Source organism: Streptomyces sp. NBC_01497, from assembly GCF_036250695.1.
In the GTDB taxonomy this organism is placed as follows: domain Bacteria; phylum Actinomycetota; class Actinomycetes; order Streptomycetales; family Streptomycetaceae; genus Streptomyces.
Genome location: NZ_CP109427.1, coordinates 7,902,951 through 7,917,627 on the forward strand (window position 1 = coordinate 7,902,951; position 14,677 = coordinate 7,917,627).

General features: G+C 69.5%; 18 protein-coding genes and 1 pseudogene. 15 read left to right on the top strand and 4 right to left on the bottom strand.

Annotation, left to right across the window (positions count from 1 at the left end; genetic code table 11):
• Positions 1 to 110: 110 nt before the first annotated feature.
• From OG310_RS38635 to OG310_RS33355, 4 genes and pseudogenes are all read left to right on the top strand, one after another.
• Positions 111 to 738 (top strand): annotated as a pseudogene (locus OG310_RS38635) (ornithine decarboxylase); the annotation flags it as partial.
• 576 nt (positions 739 to 1,314) lie between these two features.
• Positions 1,315 to 2,001: a HemK2/MTQ2 family protein methyltransferase gene (locus OG310_RS33345; RefSeq protein ID WP_329459575.1), complete on the top strand. Its 687-nt coding sequence runs from the start codon at positions 1,315 to 1,317 to the stop codon at positions 1,999 to 2,001.
• A gap of 37 nt (positions 2,002 to 2,038) precedes the next feature.
• Positions 2,039 to 2,263 (top strand): CDGSH iron-sulfur domain-containing protein, encoded by a 225-nt coding sequence (locus tag OG310_RS33350; RefSeq protein WP_443078791.1) that lies wholly within the window; start codon positions 2,039 to 2,041, stop codon positions 2,261 to 2,263.
• Positions 2,244 to 3,251: an iron-containing redox enzyme family protein gene (locus OG310_RS33355; RefSeq protein WP_443078792.1), complete on the top strand. Its 1,008-nt coding sequence runs from the start codon at positions 2,244 to 2,246 to the stop codon at positions 3,249 to 3,251. The genes OG310_RS33350 and OG310_RS33355 overlap by 20 nt, the downstream gene beginning before the upstream one ends.
• 71 nt (positions 3,252 to 3,322) lie before the next feature.
• Here OG310_RS33355 and OG310_RS33360 read toward each other — a convergent pair whose 3' ends face one another.
• Positions 3,323 to 3,547, bottom strand: coding sequence for a DUF2945 domain-containing protein (locus tag OG310_RS33360; protein ID WP_329459577.1), 225 nt, complete (start codon positions 3,545 to 3,547; stop codon positions 3,323 to 3,325).
• Between the two features lie 542 nt (positions 3,548 to 4,089).
• On the opposite strand from OG310_RS33360, the gene OG310_RS33365 reads away from it, so the two are divergent.
• Genes OG310_RS33365 through OG310_RS33410 form a run of 10 tightly spaced genes read left to right on the top strand, consistent with a single transcriptional unit; the run spans position 4,090 to position 9,196 of the window.
• Positions 4,090 to 4,410: a gas vesicle protein GvpO gene (locus OG310_RS33365; protein WP_329459578.1), complete on the top strand. Its 321-nt coding sequence runs from the start codon at positions 4,090 to 4,092 to the stop codon at positions 4,408 to 4,410.
• Positions 4,411 to 4,468: 58 nt separating this feature from the next.
• Positions 4,469 to 4,909 (top strand): gas vesicle structural protein GvpA, encoded by a 441-nt coding sequence (locus OG310_RS33370; protein WP_329459579.1) that lies wholly within the window; start codon positions 4,469 to 4,471, stop codon positions 4,907 to 4,909.
• A gap of 1 nt (position 4,910) precedes the next feature.
• On the top strand, positions 4,911 to 5,657 hold the full coding sequence (locus tag OG310_RS33375; protein WP_329459580.1) for a GvpL/GvpF family gas vesicle protein: 747 nt from the start codon (positions 4,911 to 4,913) through the stop codon (positions 5,655 to 5,657).
• Position 5,658: 1 nt separating this feature from the next.
• On the top strand, positions 5,659 to 5,928 hold the full coding sequence (locus OG310_RS33380; RefSeq protein WP_329459581.1) for a gas vesicle protein GvpG: 270 nt from the start codon (positions 5,659 to 5,661) through the stop codon (positions 5,926 to 5,928).
• Positions 5,921 to 6,487: a hypothetical protein gene (locus OG310_RS33385; RefSeq protein WP_329459582.1), complete on the top strand. Its 567-nt coding sequence runs from the start codon at positions 5,921 to 5,923 to the stop codon at positions 6,485 to 6,487. Before OG310_RS33380 ends, OG310_RS33385 begins: the two co-directional genes overlap by 8 nt.
• A gap of 6 nt (positions 6,488 to 6,493) precedes the next feature.
• Complete coding sequence (locus tag OG310_RS33390; RefSeq protein WP_329459583.1) at positions 6,494 to 7,501, top strand: SRPBCC family protein; 1,008 nt, start codon at positions 6,494 to 6,496, stop codon at positions 7,499 to 7,501.
• Between the two features lie 8 nt (positions 7,502 to 7,509).
• Positions 7,510 to 7,881 (top strand): gas vesicle protein, encoded by a 372-nt coding sequence (locus OG310_RS33395; protein WP_329459584.1) that lies wholly within the window; start codon positions 7,510 to 7,512, stop codon positions 7,879 to 7,881.
• Positions 7,878 to 8,687 (top strand): GvpL/GvpF family gas vesicle protein, encoded by an 810-nt coding sequence (locus tag OG310_RS33400; protein WP_329459585.1) that lies wholly within the window; start codon positions 7,878 to 7,880, stop codon positions 8,685 to 8,687. The genes OG310_RS33395 and OG310_RS33400 overlap by 4 nt, the downstream gene beginning before the upstream one ends.
• Before the next feature lie 3 nt (positions 8,688 to 8,690).
• Positions 8,691 to 8,921, top strand: coding sequence for a gas vesicle protein (locus tag OG310_RS33405; RefSeq protein ID WP_329459586.1), 231 nt, complete (start codon positions 8,691 to 8,693; stop codon positions 8,919 to 8,921).
• Positions 8,918 to 9,196, top strand: coding sequence for a gas vesicle protein K (locus OG310_RS33410; RefSeq protein WP_329459587.1), 279 nt, complete (start codon positions 8,918 to 8,920; stop codon positions 9,194 to 9,196). Before OG310_RS33405 ends, OG310_RS33410 begins: the two co-directional genes overlap by 4 nt.
• A 499-nt stretch (positions 9,197 to 9,695) precedes the next feature.
• Here OG310_RS33410 and OG310_RS33415 read toward each other — a convergent pair whose 3' ends face one another.
• Together OG310_RS33415 and OG310_RS33420 are read right to left on the bottom strand one after the other, a co-directional pair.
• Positions 9,696 to 10,475 carry an SDR family oxidoreductase gene (locus tag OG310_RS33415; RefSeq protein WP_329459588.1) on the bottom strand — a complete coding sequence of 260 codons (780 nt, stop codon included), beginning with the start codon at positions 10,473 to 10,475 and terminating at the stop codon, positions 9,696 to 9,698.
• 151 nt (positions 10,476 to 10,626) lie between these two features.
• The gene (locus OG310_RS33420; RefSeq protein WP_329459589.1) at positions 10,627 to 11,244 is read right to left on the bottom strand and encodes a DsbA family oxidoreductase; all 618 of its coding nucleotides are present in this window, start codon (positions 11,242 to 11,244) and stop codon (positions 10,627 to 10,629) included.
• An 816-nt stretch (positions 11,245 to 12,060) separates the two neighbouring features.
• On the opposite strand from OG310_RS33420, the gene OG310_RS33425 reads away from it, so the two are divergent.
• Positions 12,061 to 13,386: a geranylgeranyl reductase family protein gene (locus OG310_RS33425; RefSeq protein WP_329459590.1), complete on the top strand. Its 1,326-nt coding sequence runs from the start codon at positions 12,061 to 12,063 to the stop codon at positions 13,384 to 13,386.
• A 159-nt stretch (positions 13,387 to 13,545) separates the two neighbouring features.
• Here OG310_RS33425 and OG310_RS33430 read toward each other — a convergent pair whose 3' ends face one another.
• On the bottom strand, positions 13,546 to 14,067 hold the full coding sequence (locus OG310_RS33430; protein ID WP_329459591.1) for an SRPBCC family protein: 522 nt from the start codon (positions 14,065 to 14,067) through the stop codon (positions 13,546 to 13,548).
• Positions 14,068 to 14,677 lie beyond the last annotated feature (610 nt).

The following is a 14,677-nucleotide window of genomic DNA, read 5'->3' on the forward strand; positions in this document are numbered from 1 at the left end:
GATCCGTGCTGCTGTGGCCGCGCGCCGGCATTCTCCCCTGAGTCCGTGTCCGCCCCTCGCGCGATCCACGCGTATCGGTTTTCGCGCGGCTGCCCCGGGAGCCACACACCATGGACCACTCGACGGCTCCCGTGCTCGACGCTGTGAGGGCCTACCAGGCGCAGGAGCAGCTGCCTTTCACGCCTCCCGGCCACCAGCAGGACCGGGGAGCCGACCCAAGGGTCCGGGCTGTGCTGGGTGAGGCTCTCTTCGGCGCCGACATGCTCGCGGTGTCCGGTTCGGACGACCGGACCACGTCCCAGGGGATCCTTGAAGCGGGCGGAAGAGCTGATGGCCGGCGCGGTGGGCGCGGAGCACGCGTTCTTCTCCACCTGTGGGAGTTCGCTGTCGGTGAGGGCCGCCTGTGGGGGTTCGCTGTCGGTGAAGGCCGCGATGCCCTCCGTAGCCGGGCCGCACGAGAAGCTGCCGATCGGCCGCGACACGCACAAGGCGGTCATCTCCGGCTTGATCCTCGCGGGTATCCGCCCCGTGTCGATCGATCCCCAGTGGGACCCTGATCTCCACCTGGCCCACCCACCGGCGCCCGAGGCGTACCGATCCGCGTTCGAGGAACATCCGGGGGCGCTGGTCACCAGCCCTACGCCCCACGGAACCCGCGCGGACATCGGAGCCATCGCGACGCTGTGCCACGAGCGGGGCGTGCCGCTGGTCGAGGATGAAGCGTGGGGAGCTCACCTGTCCTTGTCCCGGCCCCCGGTGACCTGCGACTCCAGCAGGCGACGCTTCCGCGTGACGCCTTCTTCGGCGAGGTCGAGCAGGTTCCCGCGGCCAGAGCGGCCGGCCGGATCCGCGCCGAGATGCTCACGCCCTGTGTTCCGGGGATCCCGCGGCCCTCCCCGGCGAGCGCCTCGACCGGGCCGTGCTGGATTACCCGCGGACATTGCCCGCGGACCGGCGCCGGCGCGGGGATGTTCATTCCCGACGCCTCCGACAGCACCCCTCGCAACCCTCCGCGTCTCCGTGCATGACGTGGGCGCCGACTGAGCGGGTGCCTGGCTGCAGGCACCGCACACGTTCGCTCATGACGCGTCCTGTGGGTCGCCGGCGGGGGCTAGCCCCCGCCGGTGGCCGGCGCCGGAGGGGCCCGGCGGGACTGTCGCCGGCGTCTCAGCATGCGCGGGCAGTCACAGGGCAGGAGGGTGAAGACCGTCGGCCGAGTGGCGGCGGTCGGCCGGCACACCGAATCTGAATGACGTGGGCACGGGCCTGGCACGACGGACGAGAGACGTGTTCGTACCCTCATGGAGGCTTCAGATGACGACCGCTGCCGTACGGCCCGCCGGCCTCGGGACGATGTGGACATTGCCCGGGGTCTACGCTCCGCAGGCCGACACGCACCTGCTCGCCGGGGCGCTCCACGCCGAAGGGATCACGCCAGGGATGGACGTCCTCGACGTCTGCACCGGAAGCGGCGCGCTCGCTGTGCTGGCCGCGGGGATGGGGGCCCGGGTCACGGCGATCGACATCTCCCGACGTGCGGTGATGACGGCCCGAATGAACGCGGCCCGCGCCGGACGCCGCATCCGGGTCATGCACGGCGACCTCACAGGACCGGTCGCCGAGGAGCGCTTCGACCTGGTCGTGAGCAATCCGCCGTACGTACCCACGCCGCACGCGCAGCGCACCCGCCGGCACATGCCCGCAGTCGCCTGGGACGCCGGACACGGGGGCCGGCAGGCCCTGGACCGGATGTGCGCCCACACCCGGGACGTGCTCCGGCCGGGCGGCGTGCTGCTCCTGGTGCACTCCGGGCTGTGCGGCACCGGGGAAACACTGCGACGGCTGACCGCCAACGGCCTGCGCTGCTCGGTGACGGACCGGGCCCGCGTCCCCTTCGGCCCCGTGGTCACCCAGCGATTGCCGTGGCTACGCGCTCAGGGCCTGGTCGGCGCCGGCGAGGACATGGAGGAACTGGTGGTCATCCGTGCCGAACGAAGCTGAGCGCGCCCGGCGTGTGAGCGTCGATCGCGAAGGCCCGATGCTGATTGAAGGACCGGTGGAGGTCGTCCGGGAGGACGGCACGACCGTCACCTCCGACCGCTTCGTGGTCGCCGTGTGCACCTGCCGCCGCAGCCGCACCTATCCGTGGTGCGACACCAGCCACCGCCGCCACTCGAAACCTCCCGGCACACGCCTGCGTGAGGACCGCGACCAGCCTCAAGGCAACGACCCGAAGGGCACCCATGACGGCCCCCGTGACTGACCACCGCCTTGCCGGCCCCTTCGTGCCCAGCCCCAGGGGACCGCTCTCGGCCGCTGTGCTCGCCGCCCTCGTCGCGCCGCAGCAAGCTCCGCCCGGCGTGGGCGAGGCCGCGGGCGCCGACCCGTACGGGGAGGACCTGCAACTGGCCCTCTACGTGCTCTACGAACTGCACTATCGCGGTTTCGCCGGCGTGGCCGACGACCGTGAATGGGACCCCGCCCTCATGCCCCTGCGCCGGGCGCTCGAAGAACGCTTTCTCGGCGCCCTGCGCGCCGATGTGCCGGCCGGCCGCTCGGCGGATGAGACCTTCGGTGAGCTGCTGGTGGAGTCCACCGACCACCGCGACAGCGTGGCCCATCACCTTGAGCACAGCGGGCAGCTGTGGCAGATCCGGGAGTACGCCGCCCTGCGCTCGCTCTACCACCTCAAGGAGGCGGACCCCCACGCGTGGGTGATCCCTCGCTTGCGCGGACGGGCCAAGGCCGCGATGGTGGCCATCGAGTACGACGAGTTCGGGGCCGGACGGGCGGAGAACGTGCACGCCCAGCTCTTCGCCGACCTGATGGCGGACCTGGGACTGGACACCGGCTACGGCCATTACGTCGAGAGGGCGCCCGCCCCCGCTCTCGCCGTCGTGAACGTGATGACGCTCTTCGGCCTCCACCGAGCGCTGCGCGGGGCACTCGTTGGCCATTTCGCCTGCGTGGAGGTCACCTCGTCGCCGGGCTCGCGCCGACTCGCCGAGGCCATGCGGCGCACCGGTGCCGGCCCCGCGGCGGAGCACTTCTACGCGGAGCACGTGGAGGCGGATGCCGTGCACGAACAAGTCGTACGCCGGGACGTCATCGGCGGCCTGCTCGCCGACGAGCCGCACCTGGAGCCGGATGTCGCCTTCGGGGCGGATGCCACCACGCACCTGGAGAGCCGGCTGTCAGCGCATCTGCTGAAGGCGTGGCGGGCCGGGCAGTCGGCACTGCGCCAGGGGTAGCGACGCGGGGCCCGCCGTGTCCGGGCCCGCGGCGATCACGAATCGCAGCGACTCCGGCCGCGTCGGCTGGATCAGCCCTTCCCCTTCTTGCGCAAAGCTCCGGGCTTGTGCACCGCGGAGCGGCCGCTCTTCTCGCTGCGCACCTGGTACTGCGGGTCGCCGGGGCTCGCGTCCACCTCCCGCCCGGCGGCCCGGCCGCGCTGTGTCACTTTGCGCTCGACTTCGCCGACCGCTTCGCTTCCGTGGCTCTTCCAGGAGACCTTGTCTCCCTTACGCAGCTTCTTGTCCTTGCTCACGTGTCCCACCTGCCATTCGTCGCGACTCGTTCTCCGGGTGCGCCGATCCGCTCCCGCCCGCCGGCGTGCGACGGGCCGGGAGCTGTGACGCGCGTCGGGTGCCCGGGGCGGCAACCGCCTAACCCGCCACGGTCACGCATCCGGCAGCTCACTTCTCATGGACCGAAATCCTCGGAAGAGACCGTGGTCCCGCTGAAGCGGGAGACCCGCCGCCGCGAAACCCGTCGACCGAAGGCGCGACCTCCCGGTTGCCCGCCCCCCGCAACCGGGGCCGGCACCGCGCGGCCTGTACCTGCCCGGTTGACTGCCGTGCCCGCGAGGCACGCCCCACCATCCAGCAGGCGAAGGGGACCGCGTCCACCCCACCCCACCCCACCTCGCCTCGCTGCGGCACTGCGGCACTGCGGAACTCGGGTCGCCCGCCCGACACGTTCCGGCGCCGCGAGTTCCGCACGAGGCCGGGGCGGAGGGCCCCATGGGGTCATGCACTCCTTTGGCCCGGTGAAGATGCGTAGGGCCATCAGGTGATCACAATGGGTCATATGACAGAACAGCGTCATGGGCGGTCTCAGACCGCCTCCCCCACGGCCCGTCGGCGCACACCGTCCCGCCAGGGGCCCGAGGGCGCCGCGCGTGCTGCCCGGGAGCGACTGGAGGGCCTGATCAGCCACCCCACGGAGGGTGTGTCGGGGGTGCGCCGCGCCGACGACGGATGGTGCGTCCTGGTGGACGTCCTGGAGGTCCCTCGGATCCCGGACACCACCAGCCTGCTCGCCGTCTACGAGGTGCAGCTCGACAACGAGGGCGAACTCAAGGAGTACCGCAGGGTCCGCCGCTACCGACGCGGCGCCGCGGACGAGTGACGCGACGGCCGGACCAACAGCTGGGACACGGCCGACCAACTGCTGAGAGGACAGGCCCATGACGACAACCACCTACTCCGACGAGGTCGCGTGTGTCCCGCGCGCGGGCACGTTGTACGACGTGCTGGAGCTCATCCTGGACCGCGGCATGGTCATCGACGTGTTCCTGCGGATATCCCTGGTGGGCATCGAGATCATCAAGGTGGACGCCCGCATCGTCGTGGCGAGTGTGGACACCTATCTGCGGTTCGCCGAAGCATGCAACCGGCTGGATCTGGAGAGCGACACCCGCAGCACCACGGTTCCCGAACTGCTCGGCAGTGCCGGTGGCGGCATGGCCAGGTCCGTCGGCAAACGCAAAGTGAAGAAGACCGCCGAGTCCGTGGGAAGCACGGTGCGCAAGGCGGTGGGCGGCGGGGACTCCGACGAGAGCGAGGAGAAACCGCGTCGCCGCACGTCTTCCCGTAAACCCGCTCGTCACCAGGCAGAAGAGGACTGACGTGACAACCCATGGCCTCTACGTCTACGCCATCGTTCCGGCGGGGCAGCGGGTCCCGCCGGGCCTTCGCGGTGTGGGCACACCGCCCACGGCCCTGCGCGTCCTGTCGCAGGGCCGTATCAGCGCCGTCGTGAGTGAGGCACCGCCGAAGCTGCGTCCGCGCCGTCGCGATCTGCTCGCGCATCAGGAAGTGCTGCGACGTCTCATCGAGGGCGGTCCCGTCCTGCCGACGCAGTTCGGCATGGTGGCCCTGGACGAGGCCTCGCTGAGTGAGCAGTTGGCCAACGCGGAGGCACAGCACGTCCCGGCGCTGGAGCGGGTGGCGGGCCGGGTGGAGATGAACGTCAAAGCCCTCCCGGCCTCGGACGCGCTGGCCCATCTCGTGCGGGAGGACAGCGGGATCCGGCGGCTCCGTGAGGAGGCGAGGCGGCGCCCGGGGTACGAGGCGAACGTGAAACTGGGTGAGGCGCTGGTGTCCGCCCTGTCCGGTAGGGCGGCGGTGGCCGGCCGGCAGGCGGTGGTCCTGCTGACGCCTCTCTCGCACGCCGTGGCCGCCGGGCCCGAGGTCTCCGGCTGTGTGCTCAACATGTCGTTCCTCGTGGACGAGGCGGACGGCGAACGGTTCGAGAAGGCGGCGGCGCGGTTCGCCGCCCTCCACCGTGACCGGGTGGAACTGCGCGTCTCCGGCCCCCTGCCCTGTTACAGCTTCGTGGAGCCGGCGGCTTCACTCGCGGGCGCGGGAGCCTGAGATGGGCCTCGTCAGTGGGCTGCTCACGCTGCCGCTGGCTCCGGTTCGCGGTGTGACATGGGTGGCGGAGCAACTGGTGGATGCCGCGCACCGCCAGACGCACGACCCGGCCCTGATCAGAGCCCAGCTCGCCGCCCTGAACGGGGAACTGGAGGACGGAGCCCTGACCATCGAGGAATTCGAGGCGGAGGAGGAGCGGCTGCTCGACCGGCTGCACGACAGTCGGCCGCCGACCGTGGACGGACACCGGACGAGGAAAAGACATGGATAACCAGACCAAGAACTTCCTTGCCGCCGCGGTCGTCGGCGGCTACGTGCTGGGACGCACGAAGAAAGGGCGGATCGCCCTCACCGCCGCCACGTTCCTGGCCGGCAGAAGAGTGGGCCTCGATCCGCGGACGTTGCTTGTCGAAGGCGTCCGCCGCATCGCCGAGGTGCCCCAAGTGGTAGCGCTACAAGCACAGTTGCGCGACGAGGGGATGGAAGCCGGCCGCAGCGCGCTGACGGCCGTCGCCAATCGGGCTCTGCACGCGCTTGCCGACGCGATCGGCAGCCGCACGGCCGCCCACGGTCTCGCCGGGGACGACGGGGGCGCGGCGGAGGACGAGCGTCAGCAGGACGAGACGGAGGAGACGGTGGAGGCGGACGAGGAGGCCGACGAGCCGCCCAGGGGCCGGCGGAGTTCCCGTCGGGCCGACGGGTCTGCGGCGGCGGGGCGTCGTTCCGCACACGGGCAGGGGGAGAGGGCGACCCCCAGGGAGGCGGGCAGGACGGCCTCTTCTGCGAAAAAGCCCGCAAAGACGTCCACGCGTACCGAACGCAGGGGGTAGCCGGCAGTGGCCAAGACACCTTCCGATGCCTCTGACGCCACTCCGTCAGCCGCCGACCGGGTGCGTGAGGAGCTTTCGAAGTTCCTCACGTCGCAGGTGGAGCATCTCGCGGAAAAAGCAGGCAGCAAGCTGACGGACCTCACGGGGCAACTGACCGGCATCTCGGAGAACGGCGGGGCGCTGCCCAAGATCGCTTCACGCCTGCTCAAGGGCGAGTCGCCGGTGAAGGCCATCGTTTCCGAAAAGGCGAAGGACGCCAAGGACAACGTCATGGGCAAGGTCAAAGAGGCCTTCGGCGGCGGCTCCGGAGGTGGCGGCAGCGCGGGGAAGAACAAGGTGACCAGTGTCATCGAGGTCCTTGATATCGGGCTGCCGCTCCGCACGGTCTACGACCACTGGACCGCGTACGACAAGTTCAACGAGTTCACCAAAGGCGTGAGCCAGGTGTCGCCGAGCGACGAGGTGGAAAGCGACTGGAAGGTGAAGATCGCCTTCTCGAACCGCAGCTTCAAGGCGACCGTCCAGGAGCAAGTACCGGACGAACGCATCGTCTGGACGTCGGAGGGTTCCAAGGGCAGCACCCGCGGGGTGGTCAGCTTTCACGAGTTGGCGCCCGCCCTGACGCGTGTCGTCCTGGTCATCGAGTACTACCCGTCGGGCTTCTTCGAGAAGACGGGCAATCTCTGGCGGGCACAAGGCCGCCGCATGCGCCTGGACTTCAAGCATTTCCAGCGCTACGTCACCTTCACCGACGAAGAGCCCGAGGCGTGGCGCGGTGAGATCCGCGACGGGGAAGTCGTACGCACGCACGAAGAAGTGACCGAAGAGGAAGAAGCGGCCCAAGAGGACGACGGTTACGACGAGGACGAGGACGAGGACGACGAGGACGGCGCATACGAGGACGGCGAGGAAGAGGATGAGGATGCAGATGGTGACGACGATGAATATGACGATGACGACGACGATGAGGAAGATGACGACGAGGACGAGCTCGCCGACGAGAAAAAGGGGTGAGGAACCCCGTGACTGAGGTCGACTTCAGACAGCAGGGCGAGACCTTTGTCTCGGGGCCCAACGCGGCCAACCTCGCCGACATTCTCGAACGGGTCCTCGACAAAGGCATCGTGATCGCCGGAGACATCAAAATCGACCTGCTCGACATCGAGTTGCTGACCATCCGGCTGCGTCTGTTCGTCTCGTCGGTGGACACCGCGAAGAAGGCCGGTATCGACTGGTGGGAGACCGACCCGGCCCTGAGCTCACGCGCTGCCCGCAGCGCACTCCAGGACGAGAACCTTGAGCTGCGCGCGCGCCTCGCGGCTCTCGAATCGAACCTCGGTGAGGCGCACAGCTCACCCCCTGGCACGAGAACCGGAGAGGGGGAGGGGGCATGAGCCGGCAGCCCGACCGCGGCCAGGGCCCGGACTCCGGTGCGACCTACGTTTTCGCGGTCTGCGGCCGTATCGCCCCCTCCGCCCTGACAGCCCTGCCGGGGCTCGCTGAGAACAGTCCGGTCCGCGCCCTGCCGTTCGGTGATCTCACAGCCGTCGTGCAGCACGTCGACGCCGCCGAATTCACCGAAGAAGCCTGGCAGGAACGCCTCCTGGACGAGCGGGAACTCGAACGGTGTGCTCGCGCCCATCATCAGGTGGTGTCCGCTGCCGCCGCCTGCGGTCCGACGGTTCCCCTCGCACTGGCCACGCTCTACCGCACGGACGAGCGGGCCTGCTCGGCGCTCCAGCAGGACATCGAACGCTTCCGGAATGCCCTGCGGCGCATCGACGGGCGTGTCGAGCTGGGAGTGAAGGTCTATGCACCGACCGCGGTCCCACCACGCGCCGAGCCGCCCCGCACGCCGGGGATCCGCGACACGCCCGCCCCCGGCGCGGGCCGCGCCTACCTGGAACGCAAACGGGGCCTCCATCAGGAGCGGGAGCAGTGTCACACCGACGCTCTTCGCACCGCCGACACAGTAGACAGCGCCCTGCTCGTGCTGGCGGCCGCCGGCCGCCGACTGCGGGCACACGGCCAGAAAACATCAGAGGCGCGAGGCGTGCAGGTGCTCAACGCGACCTATCTGGTCGAGGCGGACCGGGCCGGTGAGTTCGGTGAGGCTGTGCGTTCGCTTCAAGGCCGGACCGGAGCGTCCATCGAGATGACCGGCCCGTGGGTGCCCTACTCCTTCGCCGGGGAGGTGTGAGGCATGGTGGCCAGTCACCTCGTGCCGTGGGAAACCCCCGAGCCGCTGTCGGGCCCCATCGGAGTCCCCCTCGTCGACCTGCTGGATCGGGTCCTGACGACCGGTGTGGTGATCAGCGGTGATCTTGTCATCGCCATCGCCGACGTCCCGCTGGTCCGGCTGTCCCTGCACGCCCTCCTGTCGTCGGTGAACGAACGGGTACCCGCTCCCTGGGCGGACGGAGGTCCCCTGTGACGGATACACGTTTCGATGTGGACCGCGACCAGATGGGCCGTGACCTGGTCTCCCTGGTCCTCACCGTGGTGGAACTCCTGCGGCAGCTGATGGAACGACAAGCGATCCGCCGCGTGGAGCTGGGTGATCTCGGTGAGGAGCAGGTCGAGCGGATCGGTACGACACTCCTGCTGCTCGACGAGCGCATGCACGAACTGTGCGAGCAACACGGGCTCACCGTCGCCGACCTCAACCTGGACCTCGGCCCCCTGGGATCCCTGCTGCCACGCGACTGACGCCCGAGCCGGAGCCGCGCACCCGGCGCGAGCCCGCGCCGGTCCTCCCACCGGATCGTCGGGTCCCCACGCGTCGGGTCCGTCCGACGAGCCCCGTCGGTGACAGGCGCGGGACCGGGTGGCCGTGCTGCCCGGACGGAGGGGCGGGGCCGGCGGCATGGGTGGCGGACGCGATGCACACGGTAGCCGCGCTCGCCTGGCTGTTGTTGACGTTCGCCTACGTGGCACAGAGTCGGCGGCGGCGCGGGACGCTCCGCGGGGACGTCGAGAATCTTGTGACTGCTCCGCTGACCTCCTGTTTTCCGGTCATCTGTCTTCCGCTGGTTCCCACCTCGGCATCGACGCCCATACGGCGGCCGAGTGGGCCTGCGCGGTGTTCGTCGCCGCCTGGGTGCTGATCGTCGCCTATCGGGGGCGAAGGCCGGGGACGTGACCAGGGCACCCGCTTCTTGCGTGCTGGGCCCGGGCTTCGAGTGCCGGGCCGTGCGGTGCGGGGGTCTCAGCCCAGTCGGGCGAGGAGACGCACGGGGATGTGCCGCAGGACGACAGCAAGAGGCCTCCACGGCCATGGCGGGATGATGGCCGTGGCCCGTTCGGCGTTGATGGCTTTCATCATGGCATCCACTCCTTTCCGCGTGGAGACGATGAGCGGCGGCCTTTTGTCCGCGTCGGTCATCTCGGATTCGATGAATCCGGGCAGGAGGGTGGTCACCGCGATCGGGGTGTCGAACAGGCCCGCCCGGATGCCTTCGGCCAGGGTGGCGGCTCCCGCCTTGCTCGCCGAATAGGCGGTCAGACCCGGCAGGCCGCGCAGCGCGCCCACCGAGGAGACCATGACCAGATGGCCGGAACGTTGGGCGCGCATGATCCGCAGGGCCGCTTCGCACTGGGTGAGCGCGGCGTTGAGATTGGTGGCCAGTATCTGCTGGTTGAGAGCGAAATCGCCGGTGCCGATGCAGGCGACTCGGCTGACGCCTGCGTTGACGATGACCCGGTCCAGCCCGCCCAGTGCGGCGGTGAGCTCGTCGAAGACGGCGAAGACCTGCTGGTGGTCGGTGACGTCGAGTCGGCGGGTCTCGACCCGGATCGTGGGGTGCTGGGCGGGCAGTTCCTCACGTAGCGCGTGGAGCCGGTCGGTGCGGCGGGCGCACAGCGCCAGGTTGCGTCCCTGCGCGGCGTGGCGGCGGGCCAGTTCGGCGCCGAGCCCGGAACTGGCCCCGGTGATCAGCACGTTGCGGCGGGGCGGTGGTGCCGACCGTTTGATCGTGAGGCGCTTCACGGTGTGCCCGCCCGCGGGAGCAGGCCGAGGGCGAGGAGGCTCTCGGCTCCGGCGTCCCCCGCTTCCTCACCGCGGTGTGCCATCCGGCCGACCACGGTGCGGGGCGTGTCTGGCATGAGGGGGCCTTTGCTCGGCCGGCGGGGCGGCTCGGCTACCGGCGTGGTGGCCAGGTCTCGAAGAACGTCCGGGGACGCAGCCCGGACACTCGCTCGGCTCCGACGAGCCAAGTGGGGGTAGAGGCGACACCTTTCTCCCAGCCGAGAACCTCCGAGCCTGCCAGCGCGGCGCTCGCGGATCCCGACGCCAGCGCCGCACGCAGGTCCTCCGCGTCGCCGCCGGTCCCGTCGGCCAGCGTGAGGAGCAACTCCTCGGACTCGATGTCCCGGCCGTTGCCGAAGTAGGCCGCGAACACCGAGGAGGCGAAAGGTTCGGCGGCCTCGGGCTCCGACTCGCGGAGCCACGCGTACGCGGCGAGCGCGGGACGCGAGTACGGGATGCGGTCCGACCAGCGCAGAGGGAGCCCGGCCGCCTCGGCCTCCTGGGCGAGCAACACGTACGTGGGCCCCTGACGCGGACCCGCGGGCGTGCCTCCGGGGCCGATCTCGGGGTGGATCTCCAGCGGGTGCCCCACGACATTGATCCCACGCTCGCGCAGGATCCGGTTGCGGTCCTGGCCGATGTAGCAGTAGGGGCAGAGGAAGTCGAACCAGTGGTCGGCGGTCACGACGCGTGACGGGGAGCCGGCAACGGTCTCGGCGTGGATGGACATCCCGTCTCCTCACGCGAACTCATCGAGCGGTTCCCGGCCCGGTTCGTCCAGCAAACTGTGAACGAACGCGCCGGATCCTGAAGGCCGGAGGTGGCACGCGAACCGGCTCCCCACCGGTCCATCGCGTGCGGGGACGGACGACCGGGAGGGCAGGCGCGACTACCAGGCTTTCCGCAAACCAGGCTATACCCGGCGCGCCCTGGGAACGCGTTGCCGGTAGCCCTCTCGCCCTCACGCCACGGAGGGTGACATCGACGGTGGAGGGCTTGTCGGCGCCCGTGCAGAAGATCCCGCTGCGGTGCGGGGGATGAGGGCCTTCCCCTTGACGAACTTCGTCGTCACATCGTCATCATGTGCACGTCCAGTGACAGCCGGGCGGCATCGAGCCGTGGAACGGCTTCGCATGCGCCCCCGAGCGCACGCGCCCCCGAGCCACCCCCCACCGTGTCGCGGTGGCGGGGTCACGACCCCGTCGAGGTGGACGCTGTTGCCGGGCCGCTGTCACGGTCAACTGCCGTGCCGTGTCCCGTCCGGGAACAAGGGTAGGACCTCCGACTGGCATGGCCGCGTCGATGCCGGAGTCACCGGCCCTGACGACGTCCCTCGCCGACGGGAACGGCCCGAGGCAGCGTTCTGTCAGGGCGTCGGCGATCCCCTGGAAGGTGGAGTGCGCGACCGCCGTGCCGGTTCCGCGCTCCCGGCGCAAACGGGCCGAGTTTTTACGGCTGTTGGACGCCTGGCGCCGGGCTGGTCAACCATGATGAACACCGGCGCCGTCTTTCAGGCGGCACCGGTTGTTCGAGGAGGGGAGCCCTCATGCGGGTAGTGACGTCAGACAGCTCGTCGCCCGGCGACCGCGGCGCCTCGGCGGTCGACACCGAGGCCGACGTGATCGTGGTCGGCGCCGGTCCCGCCGGCTCGTCCGCCGCGTACCACCTCGCCGCATCGGGCGTCGACGTCCTTGTCCTGGAGAAGTCGCACTTCCCCAGGGAGAAGGTCTGCGGCGACGGGCTCACGCCACGGGCCGTCCGTCAGCTCATCCGCATGGGCATCGACATCGACCAGCCCGGCTGGATGCGTTCGCGCGGCATGCGCTGGATGACCGGCGAACGCCGGATCCAGATCGACTGGCCGGACCTCGGCCGCTACCCGAGCTTCGGCCTCTCCCGCAGCCGACACGACTTCGACGATCTCCTCGCCCGCCACGCCGTCGCAGCCGGAGCCCGCCTCCTCACCGGTATGAAGGCCACCGGTCCCGTCACCGACCGCGGGGGCCGCGTCACGGGTGTCACCGCGGTCAACGACAAGGGAGAATCCGCCGTCCACCGAGCTCCGATCGTCATCGCGGCCGACGGGGCGTCCGCACGCCTGGCGCTGGCCATGGGACTGGAGCGGGACAACAAGCGGCAGATCGCCACGGCGGCCCGCCGCTACTACCGCAGTCCGACGAAGTCACCGGGGGACTACCTGGAGCTGTGGGCCGATGTCCGTCTGCCGAGGAGTGAGCAGTACCTGCCCGGATACGGCTGGATCTTCCCCATGGGCGACGGCCGGGTCAACGTCGGCCTGGGAAGCGTGGCCCACCGGCGGTACGGCCGGCCCGACCTCAAGACCACCCTCGATCAGTGGCTCGCCCGCACCCCTGACTCCTGGGGACTGCGCGAAGGGAACGCTGAGGGGCCACTGCGCAGCGCGGCACTGCCCATGGGCTTCAACCGGCATCCGCTCTACGCCCGCGGTGTGCTTCTGGTGGGTGACTCCGGCGGGATGGTCAGCCCCTGGAACGGTGAAGGCATCGGCCAGGCCCTGGAGGCCGGCGAGGTCGCCGCCGAGACCGTGGCGCTCGCCCTGGCGCGCCCCGCGGGACCCGGGCGAGAGCGTGTACTGCGTCTCTACCCTGCTGAGATGAACCGGCGATGGGGCCGCTACTACCGCCTCGGCAACCTCACCCTGGACGTCCTGCTCAGCCGGTCCGGCTTCCACTCCGTACTCAACCATCGCGTCATGGACTTCCCCTTCGTGTCCCACACACTCGCCCGGCTGCTCGCCAACCTCACCGACGAGCCCTCACGCGACGCGATCGACCACCTCGTGAACGGCATGGTCCGTCTCGTGCCCACGCCTTCCGTGCGCCGCCGCTGAGTCGCGGGGGGCGCCGCCGGCTGGGTCGTCACGCGCGTCACGCCCTACCTGGAGCTCGACGCCATCTCGTCGGGTGCAGGCCCCGGTGAGGTCACCGCGCCACTCGGGACACATGCGGTTCCACCAGCGGGTCTTACGGTCCTTGCCGCGTCTGACGTGCTAAAGCGACGGAGGCACGGGGGATACGAACTTGCCGGGTACGGCGTGCCTCAGATCGGTCACTTTTCCCGTCTCCATGAGCTGCTTCAACCGGTTGAGATTTGCCGCGATCTCGTCGGCGGGAGGCTTGCCGATCAAAGACAGTCCTGCCTGGGCGAATTTCCCCAGGGGGAGTGTCATGACTTCGCGCACCTTTGTCCCGTCGGCTCGGTCCTCCGGGGTGAAAGATATGTCCCAGATCGTTTGGAGGCCGCGAGGCGAAGCCGTTCGGTAACGAATCGAAGCGTTCTCTCGCTCTTCGACCACCTCGACGGTCCAGTGGATTCGGACGCGCATGGGTCCCTGTATCGTCCACCGCGATGTCGCGTCCCCTGTCGGTTCGACGGACATCACGTCACCCAGGAAGAGGGGGAGGTTCCGGAAATCCCTGTAGAATGCGAAGATCGGTGCCACAGGACGATCGATCGTCGCAGTGGATTCGATTTCATTGCTCCGTTGTCCTGCGGACGGTCGTTCGGACATGGTGATTCCTTTTTTCTCTTGGTGGCCGGGGCAGTCCCCGACCTTCAAGGTCAAGGGCCGGGATTTCCCTTGATGGTGCGTCGCCGGCAATCGACGCGGTGGCAAAGGATGATGGTCCAGGGTTCGGTGGAGAATTCATGACCCATCGAGCCGCCCAGGAAATGTCCGGATTGTGCTTCGTGTGCGGATGCGACAGCCGGGCGGCATTGCTCAGAATCCTGCCTTGCCCACGTCCTCTGAGGCTACTCTCCACAGGGATGGGGTGCAGGCCCCGACGGGGACGTCGAATCGGGGCCACCTGGCCACCCACCACATCGTGTTTCACACAGTGTCCTGTGGATTGTCTGGACCGACGGCCCGGGCGGCCCGCGCACGGTTGGTCCGAGCGAGTCGGCCTGGTGATGGCGGGATGTCCGATCCGGACACGGCCTGCAGTGAAAAGGCCCTCTCGGATGTGCCGACAATGTGTCGACAATTCATCGTGCCGATAATTTATACGCCGAAATCGACCGGAGCGCAGGACATGGCGAACGGCAACCGTCCCCCGGCGATTCGCCTCAGGTGGGTCGAGCCGTCAAAAGGGACGAGTTGGAGTGGTGCCTTCTGGCGG